The organism is Olleya namhaensis (genome assembly GCF_900114005.1).
In the GTDB taxonomy this organism is placed as follows: Bacteria; Bacteroidota; Bacteroidia; order Flavobacteriales; family Flavobacteriaceae; genus Olleya; species Olleya namhaensis.
In genome coordinates this window covers 427,142-452,822 of sequence record NZ_FORM01000002.1, presented here as the reverse complement: position 1 = coordinate 452,822, position 25,681 = coordinate 427,142, and the positions used below count along the sequence as shown (strand labels likewise).

Sequence of the window (25,681 nt, the reverse complement as noted above, 5' to 3'; positions counted from 1 at the left end):
TATTTAGGATTGATTGTTAGTTATAAATTTGTTCAAAGTTTGTAACCCTTTATCGTTACAAATAGCTCTTAAATGGTATTCTAAGTAGTTTTCCATTAAATACTCCATCGTAAATAATTCTGAAGGAAAAATGGTTTCATCCTTAATACCAGACATACCATTAAAATACATTCTAGAAATAAAATCCACATCAATATTTTTTCTAAATAAATCTGTGTCAACTCCTTTTTGTATACTTTCTTTTACGGAAACATGCATTTTCTCAAATTGTTTCATGCGTAATTGAAGGTGTATTTGTGGGTAGTATTTTTTTAGCTGAAACTGTGGTGATGTTTTTTCGTTTTTAAGATAATTCATTACAAACATCTTAATATCGTACAATTCTTCTATTGGATTATGCGATGCTTCGCAAATACAATCTATTCCATCACAAATATTATTAAACATATTTAGTGTGGTTGCTTCTACTAATTTAGTTTTATTAGCAAAATGCTGATATATTGTTTTCTTAGAGATCCCTAATTCATTAGCGATATCATCCATTGTAACACTCTTGAAACCAAGTGTTAAAAACAATTCTCCAGATTTATTTATAATTTTTTCTCTCATATTTGACTGCAAATATACAATAGGAAACTTTAAAAACAATAAAAGTTTCCAAAGTATTAATTGTTTTTTAACATTGGCTTTTTACTAGAGTTTAGTTTGTTAGTACTATTTGCTTTATTTTTGCATGATGCAAAACATTTTATCATATCAATCTGCTTTTACAGATTACTTAGAAGGATACGCGTCACCTAAAGAACCAGAGAATTTATATAGTCCAATACACTATATTTTGCAATTAGGAGGAAAGCGATTACGCCCCGTGTTAACATTAATGACTGCCGAAATTTTTGGTATTGATTATAACAAAGCTTTAGATGCTGCTTTAAGTATTGAGGTGTTTCATAATTTTTCTTTGGTACATGATGATATTATGGATGATGCGCCTTTAAGAAGAGGACAGCAGACAGTGCATGAAAAGTGGGACCTTAATACTGGTATTTTATCTGGAGATGCGATGTTGATTATGGCTTATCAGTTATTTGAAAACTATAATCCTATTACATTTCAGGCGTTAGCAAAGTTATTTAGTAAAACCGCTTTAGAGGTTTGCGAAGGACAACAATACGATGTTGATTTTGAAACTAGAGATGATGTCACTATCCCTGAGTATTTAAAAATGATTGAATACAAAACTGCGGTTTTGGTTGGTGCTGCCATGAAAATGGGTGCTATTGTTGCAGAAACGTCTGAAGAGAATCAGAATAATATTTATCAATTTGGTCGTTTATTAGGAATCGCGTTTCAGTTACAAGACGATTATCTAGATGCTTTTGGTGATCCAGAAACCTTTGGTAAACAAGTGGGAGGAGACATTATTGAAAATAAAAAGACCTATTTATATTTAAAAGCCTTGGCTTTTTTAGATAAAAAAGATAGAATACAATTAGAGCAATTATTTTCAGTACAATTAGATGATAATTCAGATAAGATAGAGACAGTAAAACAGTACTTTATTACTTCGGGTTCTGCAAAAGCAACACAAGATGCTATAAAGGAATATACAGAAGAAGCCTTTAAAGTTTTAGATACACTTAGTATTGCTGATGATAAGAAAAGTTTATTAAAAACTTTTGGAACTAGTTTGATGACAAGAAGCGTATAATATAAATGAAATTACCTTCTACATTTAATCAATTAATAGACGAGGCAAACACTTTAGATCTCTATCAAAAATTAGTTTTACAACTTAATAAAGATTTTTTATACGCTAATATAGATTTGGATTTTGATTCAGATATTTTACCTAGTAGCTTAAAGTTATTATTGCACGAAACGGTTTATAAACTTATTCAGGAAAAATTTGCAGAGTACCTAAACCTATTATACATCATAGATGTGTCTGAAGAGGTGATAAAACAATTGGATGGGAGTGATACGTTGCAATTGGCAGATCAGGTTTCTTTTTTAATCTTAAAAAGAGAATGGCAAAAGGTTTGGTTTAGACATAAATATTCTTAATAGGATAAATTAGTCCTATTTAAAAATATTAATTATCTTTGTGTAACTAATTAAGAATTATAATGTTTTCAAAAGCTTGCGAATACGGTATTAGAGCCTCGATTTTTATTGCTAAAAACTCGTTTGATGGCAAGCGCGTTAGCCCTAAAGAGATTGCAGCAGAAATTGATTCGCCTCAAGCTTTTACAGCTAAAATTTTACAAGCATTAGTTAAAAATAACATTGTTAACTCTGTAAAAGGAGCTTACGGTGGTTTTGAAATTGATAAAAAAGACATTGCTTTAATTAAGTTATCTCAAGTGGTTGAGGCTATAGACGGAGATGCTGTTTATAGTGGCTGTGGTTTGGGCTTAAGTAAGTGTGACGAAAATCATCCTTGTCCGGTACATGATAAATTTAAGGTTATAAGAGATGGACTTAAAGTGATGTTAGAAACTACTAATTTAGAAGAATTGGCACTGGGTATAAAATCTGGGGCCTCGTTTTTAAAGACCTAAAAAAAAATTTAAACATAAATAGGATAGATTTATCCGAAATAGAATTGATATGGAAACATTACATGAAAATAGTCAAAAAGAGATTGGGCAATTTGTAGCCGAAGATTTTAGAACAGCAGCGCTTTTTAGTAAGTATAAAATAGATTTTTGTTGTAGAGGAAACAGGACGGTAGAGGAGGTATGTACTAAAAATAATATTGATAGTAATTTATTGTTAGATGAATTGGATGCTATCATGCGAAGCACTACTGGTCAAAATATAGATTATCAATCTTGGCCTATAGATTTGTTAGTGGATTATATCCAAAAGAAACACCACCGTTATGTTGAAGAAAAAACACCTATACTACGTCAGTTTTTAGCTAAATTATGCAAAGTACATGGTGCAAATCATCCAGAATTATTTAAAATAAACGACTTGTTTACTGCGTCTGCTGGCGAATTGGCATCACACATGAAAAAAGAGGAATTGATCTTGTTTCCGTTTATAAAGAAAATGGTTAAAGTTAAATTAAGCAATGGTGTTTTACAAGCGCCGGCTTTTGGTAGTGTAGATAGTCCTATTGCTATGATGATGCATGAGCATGATAATGAAGGTGTCCGATTTAGAGAAATAGCTGAATTAACAGCAGATTACACGCCACCTGCAGATGCTTGTAATACCTATAAAGTAACGTATGCTATGTTAGATGAATTTGAAAAAGATTTACATCTACATATTCATTTAGAAAATAATATTTTATTTCCAAAAGCTAAAGCATTGGAAGCTCAGTTTGAGAACTAGTAGTCTAGTCTACTGTAAAACAGAAAAAGCCCATAACACGTAATGTTATGGGCTTTTTTAATGGTATTTGTTAAAATTAGAAGACTACAGATACATTCATGTAAAAATTGCGTCCTTGTCTTTGTATGTTATTCCAATCTGCGTAGGTAGAATATGTCGTGTCCAAAATGTTTTCTACACCATATTTTAGTATAAACTTGTTGGTGTCAAGGAAAAACACATGTCCTAAGTTGAGGTTTAAAACAGAGTATGACGGTGTTTCGTCTTCGCCATAAAAATTACTGTAATTACTTTGGTTTCCATTACCCTCTAATTGTAAAGCTGCATTAAAGGTTTTAATGTTATAGTTTAATTCAGCTAAAAAAGAAAACGGTTTTATTAATGGTAAATTCTTGTTATTACTGCCTTTTCCATAATTATAACCAACACTTGCATTTGCCGAGATGGTATTGCTGAATTTGTAAGATGTATTTACATACATATCAAAAATAGAAGCGTTTGGTAACGCATTATAAACACGTACGCCATTGGCTCCAATAGTCATTGGACTTAATGTTGTGTCTATGTTTCCTATGATATAATCCATTAAATAGAAGTAAGACGATTCTAATCCAATAGTGAAATTGTTAAAAATATAATCAGCTTTAAAATTAGCTTCAATAGCTTTTTCGTTTTTTAAGGTTGGGTTTCCTATGTTATCATAATTATCAAAACTATTATATAAGAAAAAGCCATAGCCTTCGCTAACAGAAGGCGCTCTTTCTCCGTAGCCTACTCCAAATGAATAGTTTGATTTTTCTTTTTTTAAATTATAATTTGAAGAAAAGCTAGTTAAAAATCTACTTTTGGTAGCATCTATTTCTGGGTAAAAAATCTGTAAACTTTCTAATCCAACCGCTTTTGCTATTTTGTTGCGGTGGTATCCTAATCTTAGTGATGTTACAATTGTTTCTTGATTATTTAACGCATAGCTATCTTTTGCATAAATACCAGTGTACAATGTTCTAATATCTGGCCAAGTATACATAAACATGGCAGGTTGGTCAGAGTCGTTTGGATACATGGTCATTTCTGCTAAAGCCCGGTTGTAAAACCCGTTAAAATTAAATGCTAATAGGTGTTTATTAACCTGTGCGGTTGCTTTGCTATAAAACCCATAGGTATCACTCCAACCTGGCATATCCATTCTAATTGGGACATCAGGACGTTTTGAGTCGTCCATTATATGTGTAATGGTATTAAAATATAGCTTGGTTTCTAAGGTTTTAATAAACGTAGAGTCGTTGCTGTAATTATGGTTTACAGATGTAATTAAAGCTTCAGCCAAAGACACATCCATTGGTAAGGCGGGATACCCAACGTCTGTTGCTTTATCGTAAATTATGTGAGCATCAAAAGACTGGTTTTCGGATAATTTGTAGCCTGTTTGAAGCGAGACATTAAATTTTTCGAATTGAGAATATAATATTTCTTTACTATTTCCGGCATCATAATTATCCGATTTACGGTAAATTCCGTCAGCATTAATATAAAATTTGTTTCCAGAATATTCTACGTCTAAGCCTCCGGTTTTATAGTTTCCGTTAGTTTCATAACCTACATCAGCACTAGTTTTTAGTCCAGATTCAAAGTATTTAGATTTTGGAATTTGTAAATCAATGTTTCCTCCAACACAATGTCCATTTTCTGTGCCTTCTTGTCCTGATCCAATACTAACTTTTTCTAAGTTAGAGACATCTACGTAAGATGTAATGGGATCCATTTTATCTGTACAAGCACCAAATATTTGCATACCATCAATGGTAACACTTAAGCGATCACTTGTCATATTATTGATGGAAGGCTCCCAAGCATAATTACCACGTTTAATCATGGTTATTTTGTTTGATTTTTCTAGAAACTCATCAATACTGGATAATGTTTTTTCTTGTCGGTAGTTACTTAGTTTTCGTCTCCCTAAAACAATAACCTCTTCTAACTTTGTAGTATCTTTTTTTGTAAAAGTGGTGTTTTCTTGAGCAAATGTAAATCCGCTAAAAAATAAGCTGATACTAAATATTATAAACTTTTTCATTAGTATTTTATTTAAACAGACACACTACAAACTAATGTGTCTGTTATCATTTTTGAAGTCGGTTTTGAGTTAAAACTCTAGCTCTAAGTATAATGAGCTTTGTGTGTTTTCTTCGGTAACATCTTCACCTTTTAAAACCTCACCATTGGTGTTTAGTAGTTTTAAATTAAGTACCCAATAGCCAGTCATTGTTAATGCTAAATCAGCATTGTACATTTGTTCTGCACTGTTATAAGTTAAATCCGTGTTGTTAGGCGATGTGTGATTACCCATACCTGGCATTCTTGGATCTAGTGTTATTGTAAAATCTTCTACCACTGGAAATGTCATCATGTTTTCCATTTTGAAAAGCCCAACTTTTAGATCGTTAATCGCAATTTTAGGCTCGTTTGGCTCTGCTAAAGCAACAATGTATCTGCTATCATCACTTCCCATAAAACTTGCAGAATTTTGATTGTCATTTTGCAGTACTGTAATCGCGTCTGTAACGGTATAATCTATTCCGTTAATGGTGTAGTTTACTGTTAGAGACCATCCAGAGCCATCAAGATTAGTCATTTGGTAGATTATAAAACCATCGTAAACCGTATCTTTTCCTAACGTTTTGGTTATTGTAGATTTAGGTGAAGAATGTTCCATGGTTGGCATCTGCATCATTGGTATCCAAGATAAATTAGCATCTTCAACATAGCTGTTTGTAGCGTTGTCAATAACTCTTAGGCTTATAGCGTTGTAACCGGTTTTAAATTGACCAGTCGTATTAAATAACTCGATGGTATGAGTGTCATTAATTAGATCCTGAATTTTTGTTAGTCCTGTAACTTCGTTTGTGATTCCTGAGTCATCGTCGTCATTGTCTGAAGAACAAGACACGTTTAATAATGCGATAAAAAGGATTGGAAATATATATTTAAGTTTCATTTTTTTTCTTTTTTGTATTTAAAATTATGCTAAAAACGTCCTGCTAACGTCATAAAATGAGTTAGAATGAGAGTAAAATCAAAATGATTTTTAATCGAAAAAAATTAACTAAAATTTGGTGGAGGTGTGTCTATGTCTAGATACATTTTTGAGACTTTTAAATCAGAAAAATGAATATTTTGTTTTAATACGATTGGTTCTATTGGCTTTGTTTCCAAAGTAAAAATACTTGCAGGACAATACACATCTAGACTGATGCGCTTAGTCTCTTGTAATGGTATGTCAGGGTCAGATTCAGGGTTGTTTTCTGTAAGCTCTTTACGTAATTGGCATTTTCCATTACACCCTTTTTGATCTTCTTTTTGGACGCAAAGTGTTTTTGCAATTTGGTCTTGATTTATCACAAAATCAGCAACAATAACCATAGTATTTATATTATTAGCTAATAATATAAATACTAAAACAAACGTGGTTATTTTTGCTGTTATAGCTGAAATCATAGTACAAATTTAGAAATTGTTATGTGATTTAAACATGATTATTGTCATAGAACCATTTAGGTTTATGATGAGTATGTGAGACTTAGAAATCTTTCTTTTTAGATTTGTATATAATTCTAGAAACGGGTAATACAACCCAAACAGAAAGCATTACAAAGGATACTATTAATCCCACATTAGTCCCGAAAAATTGTTTAAAAACAGCGCCAGTATAGCCTAGTAAAGCAGAGATGTCTAGTTTTAAAAGTATTAAAGTTCTTGATAAATCTATAGGATTTAACATGGTGCCTATTAGTGATAGTTTATCTAAAGGATAGTCTTCAAACATAATAAGTGTCATTAAAAATAAGCCATCGTAAATTACTGCTAGAAATAACCAAAGTAAAATAGCATAACCAAACCCTTTAATCTTGTTTTCGTTAGATAGTGCAATATTAAAAGCTAATGCAGTAAAAATTAGAGTTAAAAATGTACCGGTAATTATTAATAATGAAAAATCCCAGATAGCACTACTTTGAAACAGTCCGTAAAACACAAACGGAATCCCTAACCCTAAAATTAAACTCATAGATAACGATAGGGCAACACCTAAATATTGTCCCATAAAAATGGAGGATCGTTTTAATGGTTGTGCTAATAATAGTTCCGTAAATTCTTTATTGTTATAGTAATACATAACACCAAAAATGGTTCCAATTAGTGGTACTAAAACAATGATAACATTCATTAATGTAATGACGGCTTTTGATAAGTCGTTATTTAAAAACAATAACACAATACCAAGTAGTAAATAAAATGCAAAGTAGACGTAACTCCAGCGACTACGCATTAAGTCGTAAAAACTATATTTTAATATTTTAAGCATGATTATCGGTTAATATAGACGCAATTGCATGCTCAAAATCGGGCTGCTGTGTCTTGGTTTTTAATTCTGAAATTGAGCCTTTAAAGTATATTTTACCTTCTAGGATAAATACAATTTCATCTGATATTTCTTCAACAAAACTCATGATGTGTGAGGTGATAAGTATTGTTTTTCCTTTGGCTTTTTCGGCTTTAATTAAATCTTTTAATCGTATTAATGATATTGGATCTAAACCAGTAGTGGGTTCGTCTAAAATAATTAATGGACTATTAAACATAAACGTTAATACTAGATTAACTTTTTGCTTTGTTCCTCCAGATAAATTACCTAGTTTTTTATCTAAAAAAGGGTCTAATTTAAACAGATCTATCAGACGTTGGTCTTCTGAAGTTGGTTTACGTAAATCCTTAATCATTTTGATTAATTCTTTTACTTTTAAATTACTGGGGAAGTTTGCTATTTGTGGCAGATAGTCAATTTTATGCCTGTATTCTGGATTTTTTTTAATGTTTTCTCCAAGGACTGTTATGTCACCTTTATTAGGGATTACCATGCCCAAAATGGCTTTAATCAATGTTGTTTTTCCTGAACCATTTGGTCCAAGGACAGCAAAAATCCCGCCTTCACTAATGCTCAAGTCTACACCGCTTAATACTTGGTTTTTTCCGAACTTTTTATGTAAATTTTGAATGGTTACCATGTTATTTTTTTTATTAGCGGGTTATTATCTAGTAAATTGTCTGGCGTAAATACTGGCGACACTTTTTCTGAAAAATCAATGATATCTATAAACATACTACGCAGTAAAATGATAGTCTCTGGTGTGCGATTCACGATGTAAGAAAATAGTTTTACAGGTCTGTAAGGAACGTCTCCAACACCATTTTTGTCTAAGTCATAACCGGTGTAATTACTCCAGTAATTTTTATCAAAAACATTATCGTTAACATTACTGTTGTAAGCAATGTCAAAGGAGTTGTATAAAAAATTGTTTTCCGTAAATGTATTAGTATAACAAGCCCCTTTTACTTTGATGGCCCATCCGTTATTTGAAAAATTATTGTGTTTATAAATAATACGGTTAGAACCCTCTATGTTGATTCCTATGGTATTGTCTTCAAAAGTATTACCTATGATTTCGGCATCATTTATTTCTTTTAATAGCATGCCGTAAGAAGCTGTTCCCCAGTTTTCTTTAAAAAGATTATTGTACATTTTTATGCGCTTTGAAAACATAACAGCGACACCTGCACCATTATTTTCAAAGGTGTTGTCTTGGTAGATGTCATCGTTAGAAAACATAAAGTGTAAACCATAACGTACATTTAGGGTGCTCGTGTTGTTTTTGATAAGGCATCCGTCAGAAAATTCTAAATAAATACCATCTCTAACATGCTCTACATAATTATGTTCAATTTGGATGTTTTTACTATACCATAATTGTATTCCGTTTCCGGAATTGTACTCTTCAACAGCATCACCAATAATTTTGTTATGATACACTTTACCATCTCTTGACTTTTCAATGTAAATACCAAAAAATAATTTTTCGAGAACTAGATTCTGAATCACGAAATTTTTGCTATTTCTTACTCTAATAGCAGCATAATCTTCCGTATAACTTGTACCTACATTTATTATAAATAATCCATCAACTGTAACATTGTCTGCTTTTATGATGATGATCTCACCTTTAGATTCTCCATCAATTACAGGGTAGTTTTTACCAATAATAGTCAATGGTTTGTCTATAATAATAGCATGTTCTTTATACGTCCCTTTTTTTATAATAATAGTATCAAAGTCTTTTGCTTGACTTATAGCTTTCTTTACAGTGTTAATAGGGCATGTTTTACACACTTCAATAGTTTGTGCAATAGCGGTGTTAACCATAAATATGGCTAACAAAATAAGGCTTGAATATTTCATGTGCCTAGTTTTTTAAATGCGCTAATACTTGTGTCCAAGAATATAACTCACCGCCTTTCTCAGCTTTTATTTTTTCGGCTTCAGCCTTAGTTTTAAAAGCAGTCAAAAATGCGCCCATTGGGCTTGGAATACTTTTACTAATTAAAAAAGTGGCTTGTTTAGCATCGATAAGAGCTTCTGGTTCTGAGAAATGATTCGTCAAGTATAATTCTATTTCTGAAGTATCAAATTCATCAAAATAATTAACCATACACTCCGTTGCATCAAATTTGTATGTTTTACCTTTTTTGGTAACAAACTCTGCAGCGTGCACTTTATCTACGATGGTCATTTTACAAAAGTGACAACCATCGCTACCATATGCTATGGCTTTTGGAGAGACATTACAACTTGTAAAAATAAGGAGTAATAAGACTGGTAAATAGTGTTTTAGTGTTTTCATTGTTTTAGTGTTTTGAAAATATAAAATTACTATGTTGTTTTCTTGACACTTGTTTTTCGGCCTAACCAAAAAGCAACAAGTGTTAAGGACATACCTACAAACATTAGATATCCTCCTGTATGTGGTAAAGAAGTAACATCAAAGTTTAATAGTTTTTTAAAACCAATTAGTGGTGGTTTATATGACATTGGTGAGCCATCAGGGTTGGTAACTTTTATAATAGCGTGTGGATCTAGATTACCACCGTAATCCACTAGCCAGTTATTAAAGTCATACATACCCAATATGCCTAGGACAGACATTAAAATAAACCACCCTAAAAAAAACTTGTAGCTTACTTTGTCTAAAAATCCTAAAATACCAATTATAATACCTAGAAGTGCCATTCCGAATATTACTTTTGGAAACATGGAGAACTCCCACATTTCGTCAGCTTTAGGTATAGTTTTCATACCTATGTAGTGATTTAATCCGTCAATGTTTTGTAAATCAAATTCTGATACGCCTTTAATACCATCAATATATATATTCATCCCTAATGGGTCTGGATATTGAGGAGCTCCAAGCATAATGTTCCATAACGGAAATTTAAAAAGCCCTAATAACAGTAATGAACCAATAATCATTATAATGCTAGCCTTTTTCATGATAAGTTGTATTTAATGTTGTAATCAGTGAGGTTTCTGTGTAAGCAGAATAAAGTGTTTTAAAAAAGAAAGGCGAGAGCGAAAATTCAACTCTCGCCTTAATTAGAGAAATAAACACTAAAACAAAATTTCTCTAATTTTATAATTATTAGTTATTCGATATCTTCACCTAGAGACCACTTAATTGGTGTGTCTGAATCAGCTGCAGATACCCTAATGTAACCTTGCATTTCTTGGTGTAATGCAGAGCAGAAATCGGTACAGTAAAATGGCCATACACCAACTTGTTTAGGTTCCCAAACAGATGTTTTTGTTTGTCCTGGCATTACTAGTAACTCTGAATTATTTTGTCCTATTACCGCAAATCCGTGTGGGACATCAAAATCTTGCTCTAAGTTAGTTACGTGGAAGTATACTTTATCTCCAACTTTTATCCCTTCAATATTGTCAGGTGAGAAGTGACTTCTAATAGTTGTTAAGTATATGTGTACCTCTTTACCTTCTCTAACAACCTTAGTGTCTGCATCAGATTTTGCAGCATATGGATGCTTGTTATCTGCTAGCTTATAGATTTTTTGAGATTGCTCCTTTATAATACTTGCTTCCATTGCAGCAGCGTAATGTGGCTCTCCATGCGTTGGGAAATCTAATAATAGCTCCATTTTGTCTCCAGAGATATCATATAATTGTGCTGAGTGTTCCATCTCTGGACCCGTTGGTAGGTATCTGTCTTTAGTAATCTTATTCATGGCAAACATGTATTTACCTTGTGGTTTTCCAGAGTTTCCTCCAGGGATTGTTAAGTGACCAACAGAGTAATAAGTAGGTTTTCTATCGATAACTTCCCATGTGCCTATTTTCCATTTTACAACTTCAGAAGAAATAAAGAATGTTGTATAAGCATATCCTTTTCCATCAAATTCAGTGTGTAATGGTCCTAAACCTGGTTGCTCCACAACGCCTGCTAACACATCTTCAAAGTTTAATATTGGGATTCCGTAAGCTTCTCCAGCAAATTTTTCTTTCTCAATAGCGTCTAACATTTTTGTAAAAGAATGCACTGTTAAGTTTGCAGATAGTTTACCATTACCTACAATGTATTCTCCAGAAGGATCTACATCACAACCGTGAGGTGATTTTGGTGTTGGAATAAAGTAAACAGCTCCAGGAACATCAATTGGGTTTACAACACGAACCTCTTTTTTCATAGTAGATGTCGCTGTGTGCGTTTCCTCGTCATATACGTTATGTGCATAATTAGCAGGCATCATTGTTCCTCCTCCATTATTTACATATTCTTCAATCTTTTTCCAGTTTATAGCTGCAATAAAATCTTTGTCATTTTGTGACGCATTAACCTCTAAAAGTGTGCTTGCCTCTTCAGTATTGTAGGTTGTAAAGAAAAACCAACCATGAGATTTTCCACGTCCAGGGTGCGATAAATCATAGTTAAAACCAGGCATAAGGATTTGGAATTTAATATCCATGTTACCTGTTTCTGGCGCTACACTAATAAAAGATAAAGCACCCTGAAAGTTTCCTTTGTAGTCTTTAATTGGCATATCACGTTGTGGAATTGGTACAGAAAAACGTGTTCCTGCAACAACATACTCTGTGTTTTCTGTTACAAAAGAAGAACTGTGATTACCTGCACTATTAGGTACTTCAATAATTTCTTCGGTTTCAAATGTGGTAAGACTAAGTCTTGCAATACGAGGCGTGTTGTTTTCATTTATAAATAACCAACGACCATCTAATTCTCCTTTTGATTGAGAGATATCTGGATGATGCGCATCTCCCCAAGGGATAAATCCGTGAGAGGTGTTTAACATTGGTTTTGTTTCTTCAGAATACCCGTAACCAGAGGTTGGGAATTGAGAAAAGACAGGGATTTCTTTAAACATTCTACCAGAAGGTAAACCGTATACTGTTACGTTACCACTATATCCACCTGATAGGAAGGCGTAATGCGAGTCGTACTCTCCGGGAGCAACATAGACGCGTTCGGCTACGTTACTAGCTAATGCTCCAGATTTACCACCTGAGTTATTACCTTTGTTGCAACTTGTAAATCCTATTAGGATAACTAGCATTGCAATACTTGATGTTATTATATTTTTCATCGTTTAAACTGTTTTAGTTAGTGTTTTAGTTATTCTGTTGGCGGTAATAAAACTTTATCTATGATGTGTACTATTCCGTTTCCGGCTTTGACACTACCTAGTATTTTAGCGCCTCCAATCATTGGTTCTCCGTCTACTACTTCTACTTTTACGTAGTCATTATTAGCTTGTCCTAATTTTTTAAACTTCTTTAAGAAATCTTTAGAGTAGTTTCCTGGTGTTACATGGTATTTTAAAATATTTGCTAAAGCCGCTTTATTTTCTGGCTTCAATAAATGTTCTACAGTGCCTTCTGGTAATGCTGCGAAAGCAGCGTTAGTTGGAGCAAATACCATTAATGGTCCTGCATTAACTAACACGTTTTCTAATTGTGCCGCTTGGACAGCAGCAACTAAAGTGGTGTGGTCTTTAGAGCCCATTGCTATGCTTAAAACCGTTGTGCTTCCAGCATCTTTAATAAAGGCTTGCCCTGTTCTTTCTTTACTGTCACTTTTAGTTTCTTGGTCTGTTGTTGTTTCACTCGTACCGTTAGTTGCGTTTTTACAAGCGTATAAGGTTAGCGTGATAGCAAAAACAAAAAGCAATTGTTTAATTAATTTCATAATAGATTATTTAAGTGTTCTGAAATATTCTAGGACCGCTCTTGCTTCTTTTTCAGTAAGGCCTTGATTTGCCATAGGAGAACCATTAAATTCCATTAATAATTCTTTAGCTAAAGGGTCTTCTTTTACCATTTGTTCAGGATTTAAAATCATATTCATAACCCATTCTGGAGTACGACGCTCTAATATTCCTGTTGGAGGTGGTCCAATAAATTTTTTGTTTGTTCTGTGACAAGCAGTACACATTTTTTTATAAACGTCTGCGCCATGAGTTGCCATAGTTTGGTCTACTTCTGCAGCTAGTGTTACCGTTTTTATTGGTCCTATACCTTTATTAGTTAGGTCTACTTGTTTAGATGGAGGTGTTTTTTCTGCTTTTGGTGCAGTTGTTTTTTCCGTAGTTTCTTTTTTCTTATAAGAAAAGCCTTCTTTTTTCTTTTCTTCTTTACCACCACAACTAATTAGCATGGTAATAAATAATACAGTCATTAATTTTAGTGTTGTCTTCATAATATATTAGTTTTATTGGACAAAAATACAGACATAATAAACCTTAAAATATGATATAAGTCATATTTAGGATAAATTTGTCTTAATTAAAAACAAGAGCTATTTGGGTATAAAAAAAACCTTTCTACAATAGTGTAAAAAGGCTTGTTTATTAGGTGTTTATGATGTTTGTTTGGCGGCTAAAAGAATACTCTTACAAATGGTACCCAAGCGTTAGCGTATATGCTTTTGTCCTCGTCATAAAGCACATCGTAACGTATTCCTATAGTTACATTGTTTGTGGTGTAACCTGCGCCAACAAAAAAGGACGGTACCCAATATGTGTCGTCAACAATTGCAGGATTATCAAAATTTCTATTAACATGGTTTTGTTCAAATTCACCGGATAATTGTATATCTCTAATTGGGCTATATAATCCAAGTATGCTTGCTCCTAAAATAGTAGATTTATATACGTTTTTACTTGAATTATAAGTTCCGTTTAATCCAACACCTAAAGCAAAAGCGTTATCAAATTGATAAATAGCAGTTGGTGCTAATGTTGCACTAAAAAAGTTACTTCCGGTACTTAAACCTAATCCTCCTCCAAAACGGACATTTTTCCAAAATTCGCTTTTTTCTTGTGGTAAATTATCTTGCGCATTTGCAAAAGTCATAAAAAAACAGGACAATATTGATAATATGATAATTTTAGTACTGTTAAATGATTCTATTTTCATAATAATTAATTTTGGTGTTTTAGATATGTTATAAATATAATAAAACCATCTCTATATATAGTAAAAGTTGTATTTTTGATAAAATTTTGTTGAAGCGAACACGTCTTAAAGAAAATAATGGATAAATACTCCTTTTTAAACGCAGCACATACAGCATACTTTGCTGATTTATACGAACAATACTTACAAAACCCTGACTCTGTAGAGCCTAGTTGGAGAGCCTTTTTTCAAGGTTACGACTTTGGATCGGAAAATTACGGATTAGATGGAGAGCAAGCAGAAGCGGTTTCGACCCTTGTGCCTGAGCATGTTCAAAAAGAATTTCAAGTAGTTAAATTAATAGATGGTTATCGTAACAGAGGGCATTTGTTTACTAAAACAAATCCTGTTAGAGATCGTCGTAAGTACGAGCCAACACTTGCTTTAGAGAATTTTGGGTTGTCTGATGCCGATTTAGATACCAACTTTAACGCTGGAGATATTTTAGGTATCGGTGCACAAACACTTAGAGAAATTCTAAAACACTTAAATAGTATTTATTGTGATGCTATTGGTGTAGAGTACATGTATATTAGAAAACCTGATGAAATTAAATGGATTCAGAGTAAACTTAACATAAACGATAACCAGCCAAATTTTTCTGGAACGCAAAAAAAGCACATCCTTAAAAAATTAAACGAAGCGGTATCTTTTGAAAGTTTTTTACATACTAAATATGTAGGACAAAAACGTTTTTCTCTGGAAGGAGGAGAATCTTTAATTCCAGGATTAGATGCAGTAATTGAAAAAGCAGCAGAACTTGGTGTCCAAGAGTTTGTAATGGGAATGGCGCACAGAGGACGTTTAAGTACCTTAACAAATATTTTTGGAAAATCTGCAAAAGACATTTTTAGCGAGTTTGACGGAAAAGATTACGAGCAAGAAGTTTTTGATGGTGATGTAAAGTACCACTTAGGGTGGACAAGTAACCGCAAAACAGATAGCGGAAAACAAATAAACTTAAGTATTGCACCAAATCCATCGCATTTAGAGACGGTTGGAGCAGTAGTTGAAGGTATAGTTAGAGCAAAGCAAGATGAGTTTTATAGCGATAACTTTAGTAAAGTATTACCAATAGTGGTCCACGGAGATGCAGCAATAGCAGGTCAAGGATTAGTCTACGAAGTAGTGCAAATGGCACAGTTAGATGGTTATAAAACTAATGGGACAATTCACGTAGTTGTTAATAATCAAGTAGGTTTTACAACTAACTATTTAGATGCTAGATCTAGTACTTATTGTACAGACATTGCTAAAGTAACTTTATCACCGGTATTACACGTTAATGCGGACGATGCAGAAGCTGTAGTACACGCTATGTTATTTGCTTTAGATTTTAGAATGAATTTTAAGCGTGACGTATTTATTGACCTTTTAGGATATAGAAAATACGGACATAATGAAGGTGACGAACCTAGATTTACGCAACCAAAATTATATAAAGCAATTTCTAAACATGCTAACCCAAGAGATATCTATGCGGCCAAGTTAATTGAGCAAGGTATTATTGATAAAGGACATGTTAAGCAATTAGAAAGCGATTATAAAGCTAGCTTAGAAGAAAAGTTAGAAGATTCTCGTAAGGAAGATAAGACGGTTATTACTCCGTTTATGGAAGAACAATGGAAGGATTTTACTCAGGTAGATGAAACCGTTATGATGAAACCAATTGATACAACAACATCTGCGGATAGGTTAGCAGCAATTACTAAAGTGATTTCTAACTTACCAAAAGACAAAAAGTTTATCAGAAAAATAGAACGTCTAATTAATGAACGTCAAAAAATGTTTGACGAAAACAGATTGGATTGGGCTATGGCAGAGCATTTAGCTTATGGGTCATTATTAGAAGAGGGATACAACGTGCGTATGTCTGGACAAGATGTAGAGCGTGGTACTTTTTCTCATAGACATGCAGTAGTAAAAGTAGAGGATAGCGAAGAAGAAATACTATTACTTAATAATGTTAGTGATAAACAAGGTCAATTTCATATCTATAATTCATTACTATCAGAGTATGGTGTTGTAGGTTTTGACTATGGATACGCTATGGCAAGTCCAAATACATTAACTATTTGGGAAGCACAATTTGGAGATTTTAGTAATGGTGCACAAATCATGCTTGATCAATATATTTCTGCAGGAGAAGATAAGTGGAAAACCCAAAACGGATTAGTCATGTTATTACCACATGGTTATGAAGGACAAGGAGCAGAGCACTCTTCAGCACGTATGGAACGTTATTTACAGTTGTGTGCAAAAGACAATATGTTTGTTGCAGATTGTACAACACCAGCTAACTTCTTTCACTTGTTAAGACGTCAAATGAAATTTAATTTCCGTAAGCCATTAATCGTGTTTACACCCAAAAGTTTATTGCGTCATCCAAAATGTGTTAGTACAGTAGATGAGTTTGCAAACGGAAGTTTCCAAACATTGATTGATGATACAACTGTGGATGTTGATAAAGTAAAAACTTTAGTGTTTTTAACAGGTAAATTTTATTACGATTTAGATCAAGAACGGGAAGATTTAAACCGTGACGATGTTGCATTAGTAAGAATAGAGCAATTATTTCCGTTACCAACAGAGGCTATTAAAAATGTATTGAGTAAATTTAAACATGTAGACGATGTAGTTTGGGCTCAAGAAGAGCCAAGAAACATGGGAGCTTATTCGCATATGTTAATGAATTTAGACGAAGCTAGAAACTTTAGGTTAGCGTCAAGACGTCCTTATGGTGCACCAGCAGCAGGTAGTTCTGTTCGTTCTAAAAAGCGTCATAAAGAAGTTATAGATTATGTGTTTGACAAGTCAAAAAATAATCAGCGTTAAGCAATAAAATAGAAACATGAAAAAAATACTTTTAATTTTAGTATTCTTAGTGTCCTCAATAGGGATTGCACAAGAAAAGGATAACTATAAAAAAGCAGTCGCTAGTTTTCAAAACCATTTTAATAATGGCGATGTCACTAGTATCTTTAACATGTTTGACGATAATTTTAAACAGGTTTTAACCCTAGAAAAAGCAAAAGCTTATTTTAAAGATGAGGTAAGTATGGATGCTTTAGGGAAAATTAAAACAATAGAGTATAAGGATACTGTTAGAACAGGAAATAATTATACTATTACTTTTGAAAAAGGAGTTTATAATGCTTACTTCTTTCTTGGAACCGATAATAAATTTGAATTTATTCAATTAAATTCAGCAAAAAAATAAACGATAACACAACAATATAAAGTTACATTAAGATGATTTTAGAAATGAAAGTGCCTTCTCCAGGCGAATCTATCACAGAAGTTGAAATAGCAGAATGGTTAGTTCAAGATGGTGATTATGTAGAAAAAGACCAAGCTATTGCTGAAGTAGATAGTGATAAAGCAACGTTAGAGCTACCTGCAGAAGCAAGCGGAATAATTACGCTTAAAGCTGAAGAAGGAGATGCTGTAGCGGTTGGTCAAGTTGTATGTTTAATTGATACTAGTGCTGCAGCTCCAGAAGGTGACGCACCAGTAAAAGAAGAGAAAAAAGCTGAAGCAGCACCAAAAGCAGAAGCAGTTAAAGTTGAAGCTCCAAAAGCAGATACTTACGCTTCAGGTACTGCAAGTCCAGCAGCTAAAAAGATTTTGGCTGAAAAAGGAATGAATACTAACGGAATTTCTGGAACAGGAAAAGATGGACGTATCACTAAAGATGATGCAGTAAATGCTGTACCTTCTATGGGAACTCCAACTGGTGGTGATCGTAGTTCTTCAAATTCTAAAATGTCAATGTTACGTCGTAAAGTAGCAGAGCGTTTAGTGGAAGCTAAAAACACGACAGCAATGTTAACTACTTTTAACGAAGTTAATATGTCGCCTGTTTTTGCTTTAAGAAAGGAATATAAAGAAACGTTTAAGTCTAAACATGGTGTTGGATTAGGGTTTATGTCATTTTTCTCATTAGCAGTTGTGCGAGCATTACAAATGTATCCTGCTGTTAATTCTATGATTGATGGTAAAGAAATGAAAACATTCAATTTTGTAGATATTAGTATTGCTGTTTCTGGACCAAAAGGATTAATGGTACCAGTAATTAGAAATGCTGAAAACTTAACCTTTAGAGGTATAGAGTCTGAAGTTAAACGTTTAGCGCTTAGAGCTAGAGATGGTCAGATTACTGTAGACGAAATGACTGGTGGTACTTTTACAATTACCAATGGAGGTGTTTTTGGTAGTATGTTATCTACTCCAATTATAAACCCACCTCAAAGTGGTATTTTAGGAATGCATAATATTATCGAGCGTCCAATAGCTGTAGATGGGAAAGTAGAAATACATCCTATGATGTACGTTGCATTATCTTATGACCATAGAATAATTGATGGTAAAGAAAGTGTAGGATTTTTAGTAGCGATTAAAGAAGCATTAGAGAACCCAGTAGAATTACTTATGGGTAACGACATTAAAAAAGCATTAGAGCTTTAATAACTGTTTATAATACATAAAAAAAGGGAGCAACATTGTTGCTCCCTTTTTGTTGTTATTGATTTTTATTTGTCAAAATAGATAAACAAATTAAAAGCTATTATTACTACGGTTAATATAATAATACATCCAGCAATTATGCGGTTTTGCTCTTGTGTTCTTTTTTCTAAATCCATATTATGTGTTTAATTTAAAAACTCTGCACCATTACAGTACAGAGTTTCCTTAAATAATTCTCCCTAAGAACTAATTAATAGCAATGTAAAGGTAGAGGATATATACGACCTGTGAAATACGTAGAACTACGTATTTTTATCTGAGATCTAGTCATAAAAAAAGCTCCAAAACAAAAGATCGTTTTAGAGCTTTATCAATTTTCCCAAAATTGATTACTAATACTATAAAGGTAAATTATTTATATAACCTATGAAATACGTAGAACTACGTATTTTAATTTGAGGTGATTTCAAAAAAAAAGCTCCAAAACAGAAATCCGTTTTAGAGCTTTATCAATTCTCCCAAAATTGATTAATAGCAATGTAAAGGTATAAGATATAAATGACCTGTGAAATACGTAGAACTACGTATTTTTATTTGCTTTTAATATATCTTAAGCTAGTGTTATATTGGGTTTTGACTTATATGGTAGCGTCGTTTATTATGTCTTTATTCATATTTGCCCAAAGCATCAACTCGTTATGCGATTTTTTTAAATCTAATTTTTTTACAATATTACTCCTATGCTTCTCAATGGTTCTTGGAGAACACATCAGTTGTTCTGCAATTTCTGTTGAGGTCAGTTTCTCTGATAATAGCTTAACCACCTTAATCTCTGTGGGTGTTAAAAGTTCTGTTAAGGTAGAGCTAGAGTAGGTGACCTTAGCATTAAGGTAAGACGCCATTTCTTGACTAAAGTAATGTTCTCCTTTTAAGGTATGAGCAATACAGGTTTCAATTTCTTCTACAGCAAATTCTTTTAATATATAACCGTAAACATTACATGCTCTAGCCTTATCAAATAAATGCTCCTCGTTATCAAAGGTTATCAGGATAACTTTTGTGTCTAATTCGTTTTTAAAACAAGCTTCTGCAACTTCTAAGCCTGTCATTTTAGGCATTCTAATATCTAATAATGCTAAATCTGGTTTTAGCTTAACAATAAGATTGTAAGCTGTTTGACCATCTTCGGCGCTACCAATAATATCAAATCCTTTGGAAGTAATAAAATCAGAAAGGCCTCTTAGCATTAAGGGGTGGTCATCTGCTATTACAATAGTTGCACTCATAAATTAAAGGGTCTTTTGGGAGGTTGTTTGTAACCAATAAAACTAAATAAAAATAAAGGCTTATACTAATTTTTTAAGGTACAAATATTTTTTTTCGTAATCAATTATTCCTTTTACCTTCTTTAAAATGTCTGCTCCAATTATACCGTCAACAGGTTGTGCGTTGTGGTTTATTAATGCCGTATTAACATGACTTAAATCAAACAATACTAAAGCCGATTTGTATATTTTTAGACGTCCTAGTTTAATAGTATTGTTTTTAGAAACCTGAGTTGCCATATTGGTAGCACCTGCTCCTGCAGCTAGTATTTTAGAGTCTTTGACCTTTTTTAGTTCAAATTTTTGAGCAGCTTCAAAACCAACACAACTATTGGAAGCACCAGTATCTAAAATAAACAATCCTTTTACACCATTAATAGTTGCTTTTATTTCAAAATGATTGGTTTTAGTTAGTTTTAGTTTAACTCTAATATAGTCTTTGGCAAATAAAAAGTCTTTAAGTGTGTTGTCCATTTTTGCGTCTACGTATTATAATCCATAAAAGTAAAGCAATACCTAAACCAATAAAAGTAAAAAGGATATATTTTGTTTTACTAGTTGGTTTGATCGGCGTTAAATGGCCATAATACATAAAGGCGCTCCAGTAATATGGTGACTTTTTTACATTTGAAATAGATGGGTCATTTAAGTAATCTAATTTAGCTAAATGATTAGCTGCAAAAGGCGACTTTGTAGTGTTGTAATTTTTGTAAAATGAAGCCATTAATTTAGACGTCGATAAATCATTAATTTTCCATAATGAAAATAGAATGTTTTCAATACCCGCATATTGAAACCCACGAACCAAATTCATGCTACCTTCCCCTTTTGTAAGTCGCCCTATGCCAGTTTCGCAAGCACTTAACACAACCAATTGATTGTTTAAATCAAGGCTGTAAAGATCGTTTAAAAATAATTTTTGGTCAATAAAATCAATGTTTGCTGGAATGTTAAATGTACCACTGCTTGCGTGTGTAGATAAATGTAAAACACCGTAATTTTTTGCTTGTTGTAAGGCATCGTTTTTGGTAGCGGCTTGATGCATTAAAAATTTAGCATTGGTTTGTTTATCTATGCTCTCGGCTTCGTTTAAAGAGTAAGTTAGTGTGGCGTTACTGTTTTGAAATACAGGAAAGACACCCAAAACACTATCGGTATATTTAAAGTCAGAAGTGTTTAAATATAATAATGCACTTGTATTGTAGGCTAAAGTTTGGGTATTAGCAACAAAGGGCATTTTGGAATAACTTGTAGTGTTTGTCTTTTGGCTTAATAAGCTTTCAAAAGGAATAAAGTTTAAAAAACCATCGGTTATGATTATTACATTTTTGGATACTGAAGTAGTGTCAAACTGTAATAATTGATAGAGGTTAAAAGCGTCTGCTGTAAAATTTGGGATGTTGTTGTTTATTGCAGACGAATTATTAAAATAGTCAATATACTTTGCTATTGACTGATCAAAAACGGAGTCTTTTTTAATTTTATTAAGCGCTACTGTTTTATCAGAAATTATAAATTGAAAGACATCTGTTTCGCCATAAAAGTACTCAACTAATAAGGCATTATCTTGTTTTAATTTACTTTGAAGTTGTTGGATTGATGCTGAAGTATCGCTGGACTCAGGATATTTATTGTTAATATTTTCTTGTAACTGTTTTAAGGTCCTACTTACTGTGGTTAACGCTTGGCTTACAGTGTCTGTTTGTACCCCGTTTTTTTGATACTGTGCTTTTATCAATGTGTTGGTTAAACGTGCTTGTTGTTTTAAAAAGTAATCTTCTTGTATTAATAAGCTGTCTTCAGGATAACGTTCTAGTAGTGTTTTTTTGCCAACCATTTCCTTTAAAATAGCTCCCTTGTTTTTTTCTGCATAATTAAAGGCGAGTTCAATGTAGGTTGTATTAGAGGTTGTTTGAAAAGCATCAAAAAGTAAATTTATACAAGATTCACTTCGTTTTCTGTTGGCGCTTAAATGAATAAGTTTAGCTTCCTGAGAGGTCAAGGTACTTGTAAGCAAGTTGGAAACATAAAAACTTAAGTCGTAACATGCCAATGCATTGTTATGATTGGGTTGTAATTCAGCAAGTAAGTCAAAAATATCTATAAAGGTGTTTTCTGGATATAAGGTTTCCTTTTTTGGAAGTCCATTATAATCTTGATTAGGAATCAAAAATTTTAATGCTCCTTTTAGCTCCGTTAAGGACGCTTCAGACTGATCTAATTTATAGTGAAGTTGTGCTTTTTTGACATGCAGTTTTGCTAGCATTCTGCTGCTACTAGTAGTGTTATTATAGGCTTTGGATATTATTTTATTTAAATGTTGGAGCGCCTGTTTGTGTTTTTTTGTTTTGATAGCAAGATTGTAATCTGTTTCTAACGTGTTCAGGTTATACGCCTCCACATTGTTTTTGGTAGGAATATCTTCTGTGCTTGATATAAGATTTAATGCAATTTGGCAATTAACATTTATTTGAATTAGTTTTTGCTTTTGACTAGCGGTTAGTCCGTTAGTGTTTAATCCATTTTTAGCTACAGTATTTGCAGACTTAAATTTACCAATAGTGTAATATAGTTGTGCTAAATTTATAGTACCACTAATTTTGTTAGGGTTGTCTTTTTGTTTTTCTGCAAGAAAAAGATAGTGTTTAATCGTGTTTTCTGCGTTGGTGTAATCTCCTACCTTATTATAAAGGATGCCTAATGGTTTTAAGCAATACTCTGTAATGTTATAGGTATATACTTTGTTTAACTCTTGTTGGTTATAAACATCTAAAGCTGCTTCGTAAGCTGCAATAGCTTTTGTCTGTTGATTGATATTGTCTAAATGATTGGCTTTGTTTACTAATAAAAACAAGTAGGCAAAATAATGGTCTTTTGTTTTTAGTTGCGGTTTAAAATCGGTTTCTTTATTTAATAATTTTGAAAATGTTTCAGTATTTCGGTTTGCATTAAAAGCTTCTGTAGCAACATAGATCGCTTCTTCTAAATCCTGCGAAAAACAACTTCCGAAGATTAAAAAAAAGAATATGATAAGGCTATGTTTCATAAAAAAAATAAAGGCTAAATAGGGTTTGCTTCTGTTACTTAAAATTTCCAAATGGCATAAAACTGCATGTAGTTATAGTTTTCTTTAAAATTGAAAACATAACGAGCGCCAACGCTAGGCCCAATTCTTGCAAAACCAGCAGTGGCTTCCACTAAAAAGCCTGTTCTGAAATTGGTAAATGATGACGATTCTGATGTAGTGGATGATGTCGGATCTAAATTTGGGACTGGAAATGTACCGGCTTCATCTTCAAAATAACTGGTAGTTGCGGTGACCTCGCTTTTTTCGCTGACAGATAACATTCCTTGTAATCCTGCGCCTAGACCAATATAATTATTGATGTTGTATCTAGCAAGAACAGGAAGTTCCCAATCAATATTATCATATGCTTTTGTCGTTGTTGTGCGTTCCCAATATGGGAACCCAACTGGTGTGTCTTCATCTAAAGTGTTGGTAAAGGTTGATTGTCCGTTATAGGTGTGAAAACTATTTAAAAGCTCGACTTGCCAATACCATTTATATGATTTGTAAGGTGATATTGTAGCACCAACAAAATAACTTTTAGAATTATCTAAATCTGAAAACGAGTTGTAACCGGCTTTAGCGCCAATTGAAATACCTGGCAAAAACCTAGTTGTCGAGTAATTGGTAATTATAGGATCGTTTTTATCAAAAATTATGGCTGTACGGGATTTTGTTTTTTGTTTATGAAAATCCTTTCCAAACTTAATCTGATACTTAACAAAGCCTTTTGTGGAGTCGTAGACTTTTACATTTTTTTGCTCGCTGCCTGGTAAATAAATGTTTTTGAATGTAAAAATGGCTTGCTTTGCAGTGTATGTTGTGTCTAAACAACTGTATTGCACATTGTGTTTTGGGCAAATCTTGACTTTTGGATACATGTCTAGGACCTCAATAGATGCTTTATCAAACATATCAGGTATGTCAGTTTCTAGTCTAATGGTAGATGCTGGACCTTCTCCGTTATTCTGAAATCTAATTTTAAACTTCGGTTTTTTAAATCGTACCAATCGGTAGTTTAAAAAAGTCGAGTTTGATGACATTTTATTTGGGTCATGAGATGTCACAATTTCCATTTCCATGTCTTTTACATTGTGGTTGTCATAATTATTATCAGGAATATAAACGCCTCTAACAGAAATTATAGCACTGGTATCTTTTAGCATTTCGGGCGTTGTTTTTAATGTGTAAAATACATTACGCTCCTCATTAGGTTGCATGTTGTTAAAGCTTAATTGACTTGAGTTCTTGTAATTTGCTTTTGCTTCGGCTAGGGTTAATGGTAAGTTTTGTCTTTCGGTAGAATCTTGAGGTGTAAAATAAGCACGCAAGCTTTGAGTTTCCGCGGAAGCGTAATAAGTATTGTTTTCCGTTTTAGACGTGTAAACAAAATCGTTGTTGTCTTGTTTAGTTTCGCCATGATATGTTCTGGTATCAGTGATTTCAAAATTGGCATCGTTGTAAACGGTTTCATTATAAAACAGCATTAGTTTACCATTGGTCGCGTAGTCTTTTTTGTTTTTGTATTTAAATATTACTACTATTTCCTCTTGTGGGATAGGCTCTCTGTTGCGTTGCAAATCTATGCCATCATCCATAGAGGCTTCCTCGCTAATGGTATTGTCAGCATTATCTACCTTAATCTTTTTTGGTCGTGTAGTTGGTGGTTTACCGGTGTCGTAATTATTAGTGGCCCAAAGTTTAACTTCGTATTCTCCTGCTTTTTTATAGCTTTTTGATGGTGTATTTTCCTTACTGTACGTACCATCTCCAAACTCCCAATAATTAGTGTAAAAAGCTTTTGGGGCACCTGCTATTTGGTTTAACGCGGGTGCATTGGCATTAAATTGCACTTGATTACCAACCATTTTATGTTCTATTGTGGCAATTGGTGTTACGGTGTCATTTACGGGTTGTTGCTGCGCATGACCTAATAGGACAGAGCAGGTTAGTAGTAAGGAGAAAAGCGTTTTCATGTTTGAGATTGATTTAATAGCGGAATAAATTTAGTGATTAATTTATAGATGCCTATTTATAAATCGATTATTGGTGAGTTTGAGTAAATTATTGGTGGGTTTTGGTAAAGGATTAGGACGTAAAAAA

General features: G+C 33.0%; 24 protein-coding genes. 7 read left to right on the top strand and 17 right to left on the bottom strand.

The window, feature by feature from the left end; translation table 11 throughout:
- Window positions 1-3: 3 nt before the first annotated feature.
- Window positions 4-609 carry a TetR/AcrR family transcriptional regulator gene (locus tag BMZ09_RS05140; RefSeq protein WP_090838134.1) on the bottom strand — a complete coding sequence of 202 codons (606 nt, stop codon included), beginning with the start codon at window positions 607-609 and terminating at the stop codon, window positions 4-6.
- 127 nt (window positions 610-736) lie between these two features.
- On the opposite strand from BMZ09_RS05140, the gene BMZ09_RS05135 reads away from it, so the two are divergent.
- The 4 genes from BMZ09_RS05135 (at window position 737) to ric (ending at window position 3,348) form a co-directional block, all read left to right on the top strand.
- Window positions 737-1,711, top strand: coding sequence for a polyprenyl synthetase family protein (locus BMZ09_RS05135; protein WP_090838132.1), 975 nt, complete (start codon window positions 737-739; stop codon window positions 1,709-1,711).
- A gap of 5 nt (window positions 1,712-1,716) precedes the next feature.
- Window positions 1,717-2,067, top strand: a complete 351-nt coding sequence (locus BMZ09_RS05130; RefSeq protein ID WP_090838130.1) for a hypothetical protein — start codon at window positions 1,717-1,719, stop codon at window positions 2,065-2,067.
- Window positions 2,068-2,129: 62 nt separating this feature from the next.
- A complete protein-coding gene (locus BMZ09_RS05125) occupies window positions 2,130-2,564 on the top strand; it encodes an RrF2 family transcriptional regulator (protein WP_090838128.1) in 435 nt (144 codons plus the stop codon).
- Between the two features lie 49 nt (window positions 2,565-2,613).
- Window positions 2,614-3,348, top strand: coding sequence for an iron-sulfur cluster repair di-iron protein (gene ric / locus BMZ09_RS05120; RefSeq protein WP_090838126.1), 735 nt, complete (start codon window positions 2,614-2,616; stop codon window positions 3,346-3,348).
- 76 nt (window positions 3,349-3,424) lie between these two features.
- Here the strand turns inward: ric and BMZ09_RS05115 are convergent, their stop codons facing one another.
- From BMZ09_RS05115 to BMZ09_RS05060, 12 genes are all read right to left on the bottom strand, one after another.
- Window positions 3,425-5,422: a TonB-copper family protein gene (locus tag BMZ09_RS05115; RefSeq protein ID WP_090838124.1), complete on the bottom strand. Its 1,998-nt coding sequence runs from the start codon at window positions 5,420-5,422 to the stop codon at window positions 3,425-3,427.
- Between the two features lie 69 nt (window positions 5,423-5,491).
- Window positions 5,492-6,343 carry a hypothetical protein gene (locus tag BMZ09_RS05110; protein ID WP_090838122.1) on the bottom strand — a complete coding sequence of 284 codons (852 nt, stop codon included), beginning with the start codon at window positions 6,341-6,343 and terminating at the stop codon, window positions 5,492-5,494.
- 104 nt (window positions 6,344-6,447) lie between these two features.
- Window positions 6,448-6,843, bottom strand: a complete 396-nt coding sequence (locus BMZ09_RS05105) for a hypothetical protein (RefSeq protein ID WP_090838119.1) — start codon at window positions 6,841-6,843, stop codon at window positions 6,448-6,450.
- Between the two features lie 82 nt (window positions 6,844-6,925).
- Complete coding sequence (locus BMZ09_RS05100) at window positions 6,926-7,708, bottom strand: ABC transporter permease (RefSeq protein WP_090838117.1); 783 nt, start codon at window positions 7,706-7,708, stop codon at window positions 6,926-6,928.
- The gene (locus BMZ09_RS05095) at window positions 7,701-8,408 is read right to left on the bottom strand and encodes an ABC transporter ATP-binding protein (protein WP_090838115.1); all 708 of its coding nucleotides are present in this window, start codon (window positions 8,406-8,408) and stop codon (window positions 7,701-7,703) included. Before BMZ09_RS05095 ends, BMZ09_RS05100 begins: the two co-directional genes overlap by 8 nt.
- Window positions 8,402-9,637, bottom strand: a complete 1,236-nt coding sequence (locus BMZ09_RS05090) for a nitrous oxide reductase family maturation protein NosD (protein ID WP_245741089.1) — start codon at window positions 9,635-9,637, stop codon at window positions 8,402-8,404. The genes BMZ09_RS05095 and BMZ09_RS05090 overlap by 7 nt, the downstream gene beginning before the upstream one ends.
- A 4-nt stretch (window positions 9,638-9,641) precedes the next feature.
- A complete protein-coding gene (locus tag BMZ09_RS05085) occupies window positions 9,642-10,079 on the bottom strand; it encodes a nitrous oxide reductase accessory protein NosL (protein WP_090838111.1) in 438 nt (145 codons plus the stop codon).
- Window positions 10,080-10,108: 29 nt separating this feature from the next.
- Window positions 10,109-10,726: a hypothetical protein gene (locus BMZ09_RS05080; RefSeq protein ID WP_090838109.1), complete on the bottom strand. Its 618-nt coding sequence runs from the start codon at window positions 10,724-10,726 to the stop codon at window positions 10,109-10,111.
- 152 nt (window positions 10,727-10,878) lie between these two features.
- On the bottom strand, window positions 10,879-12,849 hold the full coding sequence (gene nosZ / locus BMZ09_RS05075; protein WP_090838107.1) for a Sec-dependent nitrous-oxide reductase: 1,971 nt from the start codon (window positions 12,847-12,849) through the stop codon (window positions 10,879-10,881).
- Between the two features lie 29 nt (window positions 12,850-12,878).
- Complete coding sequence (locus BMZ09_RS05070) at window positions 12,879-13,451, bottom strand: fasciclin domain-containing protein (RefSeq protein ID WP_090838105.1); 573 nt, start codon at window positions 13,449-13,451, stop codon at window positions 12,879-12,881.
- Window positions 13,452-13,457: 6 nt separating this feature from the next.
- A complete protein-coding gene (locus tag BMZ09_RS05065; RefSeq protein WP_090838103.1) occupies window positions 13,458-13,961 on the bottom strand; it encodes a c-type cytochrome in 504 nt (167 codons plus the stop codon).
- Window positions 13,962-14,140: 179 nt separating this feature from the next.
- Window positions 14,141-14,680 carry an alpha-ketoglutarate decarboxylase gene (locus BMZ09_RS05060; protein ID WP_090838101.1) on the bottom strand — a complete coding sequence of 180 codons (540 nt, stop codon included), beginning with the start codon at window positions 14,678-14,680 and terminating at the stop codon, window positions 14,141-14,143.
- A 117-nt stretch (window positions 14,681-14,797) separates the two neighbouring features.
- Here BMZ09_RS05060 and BMZ09_RS05055 point away from each other — a divergent pair, with 117 nt between their 5' ends.
- Genes BMZ09_RS05055 through odhB form a run of 3 tightly spaced genes read left to right on the top strand, consistent with a single transcriptional unit; the run spans window position 14,798 to window position 19,186 of the window.
- Complete coding sequence (locus tag BMZ09_RS05055; protein WP_090838099.1) at window positions 14,798-17,554, top strand: 2-oxoglutarate dehydrogenase E1 component; 2,757 nt, start codon at window positions 14,798-14,800, stop codon at window positions 17,552-17,554.
- Between the two features lie 16 nt (window positions 17,555-17,570).
- Window positions 17,571-17,939 carry a DUF3887 domain-containing protein gene (locus BMZ09_RS05050; protein WP_090838097.1) on the top strand — a complete coding sequence of 123 codons (369 nt, stop codon included), beginning with the start codon at window positions 17,571-17,573 and terminating at the stop codon, window positions 17,937-17,939.
- 32 nt (window positions 17,940-17,971) lie between these two features.
- Window positions 17,972-19,186: a 2-oxoglutarate dehydrogenase complex dihydrolipoyllysine-residue succinyltransferase gene (odhB, locus tag BMZ09_RS05045; protein ID WP_090838095.1), complete on the top strand. Its 1,215-nt coding sequence runs from the start codon at window positions 17,972-17,974 to the stop codon at window positions 19,184-19,186.
- Between the two features lie 638 nt (window positions 19,187-19,824).
- On the opposite strand, the gene BMZ09_RS05040 is transcribed toward odhB, so the two are convergent.
- Genes BMZ09_RS05040 through BMZ09_RS05025 form a run of 4 tightly spaced genes read right to left on the bottom strand, consistent with a single transcriptional unit; the run spans window position 19,825 to window position 25,554 of the window.
- Window positions 19,825-20,472, bottom strand: coding sequence for a response regulator (locus BMZ09_RS05040; RefSeq protein ID WP_090838092.1), 648 nt, complete (start codon window positions 20,470-20,472; stop codon window positions 19,825-19,827).
- Window positions 20,473-20,532: 60 nt separating this feature from the next.
- On the bottom strand, window positions 20,533-20,985 hold the full coding sequence (locus BMZ09_RS05035; protein ID WP_090838090.1) for a retropepsin-like aspartic protease: 453 nt from the start codon (window positions 20,983-20,985) through the stop codon (window positions 20,533-20,535).
- Window positions 20,969-23,557, bottom strand: a complete 2,589-nt coding sequence (locus BMZ09_RS05030; RefSeq protein ID WP_143067786.1) for a CHAT domain-containing protein — start codon at window positions 23,555-23,557, stop codon at window positions 20,969-20,971. The genes BMZ09_RS05035 and BMZ09_RS05030 overlap by 17 nt, the downstream gene beginning before the upstream one ends.
- Window positions 23,558-23,595: 38 nt before the next feature.
- A complete protein-coding gene (locus BMZ09_RS05025) occupies window positions 23,596-25,554 on the bottom strand; it encodes a PKD domain-containing protein (RefSeq protein ID WP_090838086.1) in 1,959 nt (652 codons plus the stop codon).
- Window positions 25,555-25,681 lie beyond the last annotated feature (127 nt).

Excerpts from the sequence above, each read along its gene's own strand:
- BMZ09_RS05115 (WP_090838124.1), bottom strand. The coding sequence starts at position 5,422 with ATGAAAAAGTTTATAATATTTAGTATCAGCTTATTTTTTAGCGGATTT.
- BMZ09_RS05035 (WP_090838090.1), bottom strand. The coding sequence starts at position 20,985 with ATGGACAACACACTTAAAGACTTTTTATTTGCCAAAGACTATATTAGA.
- BMZ09_RS05055 (WP_090838099.1), top strand. The coding sequence starts at position 14,798 with ATGGATAAATACTCCTTTTTAAACGCAGCACATACAGCATACTTTGCT.
- BMZ09_RS05025 (WP_090838086.1), bottom strand. The coding sequence starts at position 25,554 with ATGAAAACGCTTTTCTCCTTACTACTAACCTGCTCTGTCCTATTAGGT.
- BMZ09_RS05070 (WP_090838105.1), bottom strand. The coding sequence starts at position 13,451 with ATGAAATTAATTAAACAATTGCTTTTTGTTTTTGCTATCACGCTAACC.
- BMZ09_RS05100 (WP_090838117.1), bottom strand. The coding sequence starts at position 7,708 with ATGCTTAAAATATTAAAATATAGTTTTTACGACTTAATGCGTAGTCGC.
- ric (WP_090838126.1), top strand. The coding sequence starts at position 2,614 with ATGGAAACATTACATGAAAATAGTCAAAAAGAGATTGGGCAATTTGTA.
- BMZ09_RS05095 (WP_090838115.1), bottom strand. The coding sequence starts at position 8,408 with ATGGTAACCATTCAAAATTTACATAAAAAGTTCGGAAAAAACCAAGTA.
- BMZ09_RS05125 (WP_090838128.1), top strand. The coding sequence starts at position 2,130 with ATGTTTTCAAAAGCTTGCGAATACGGTATTAGAGCCTCGATTTTTATT.
- BMZ09_RS05085 (WP_090838111.1), bottom strand. The coding sequence starts at position 10,079 with ATGAAAACACTAAAACACTATTTACCAGTCTTATTACTCCTTATTTTT.
- BMZ09_RS05135 (WP_090838132.1), top strand. The coding sequence starts at position 737 with ATGCAAAACATTTTATCATATCAATCTGCTTTTACAGATTACTTAGAA.
- BMZ09_RS05030 (WP_143067786.1), bottom strand. The coding sequence starts at position 23,557 with ATGAAACATAGCCTTATCATATTCTTTTTTTTAATCTTCGGAAGTTGT.
- BMZ09_RS05040 (WP_090838092.1), bottom strand. The coding sequence starts at position 20,472 with ATGAGTGCAACTATTGTAATAGCAGATGACCACCCCTTAATGCTAAGA.
- BMZ09_RS05110 (WP_090838122.1), bottom strand. The coding sequence starts at position 6,343 with ATGAAACTTAAATATATATTTCCAATCCTTTTTATCGCATTATTAAAC.
- odhB (WP_090838095.1), top strand. The coding sequence starts at position 17,972 with ATGATTTTAGAAATGAAAGTGCCTTCTCCAGGCGAATCTATCACAGAA.
- BMZ09_RS05060 (WP_090838101.1), bottom strand. The coding sequence starts at position 14,680 with ATGAAAATAGAATCATTTAACAGTACTAAAATTATCATATTATCAATA.
- BMZ09_RS05130 (WP_090838130.1), top strand. The coding sequence starts at position 1,717 with ATGAAATTACCTTCTACATTTAATCAATTAATAGACGAGGCAAACACT.
- BMZ09_RS05090 (WP_245741089.1), bottom strand. The coding sequence starts at position 9,637 with ATGAAATATTCAAGCCTTATTTTGTTAGCCATATTTATGGTTAACACC.
- BMZ09_RS05065 (WP_090838103.1), bottom strand. The coding sequence starts at position 13,961 with ATGAAGACAACACTAAAATTAATGACTGTATTATTTATTACCATGCTA.
- BMZ09_RS05140 (WP_090838134.1), bottom strand. The coding sequence starts at position 609 with ATGAGAGAAAAAATTATAAATAAATCTGGAGAATTGTTTTTAACACTT.
- nosZ (WP_090838107.1), bottom strand. The coding sequence starts at position 12,849 with ATGAAAAATATAATAACATCAAGTATTGCAATGCTAGTTATCCTAATA.
- BMZ09_RS05080 (WP_090838109.1), bottom strand. The coding sequence starts at position 10,726 with ATGAAAAAGGCTAGCATTATAATGATTATTGGTTCATTACTGTTATTA.
- BMZ09_RS05105 (WP_090838119.1), bottom strand. The coding sequence starts at position 6,843 with ATGATTTCAGCTATAACAGCAAAAATAACCACGTTTGTTTTAGTATTT.
- BMZ09_RS05050 (WP_090838097.1), top strand. The coding sequence starts at position 17,571 with ATGAAAAAAATACTTTTAATTTTAGTATTCTTAGTGTCCTCAATAGGG.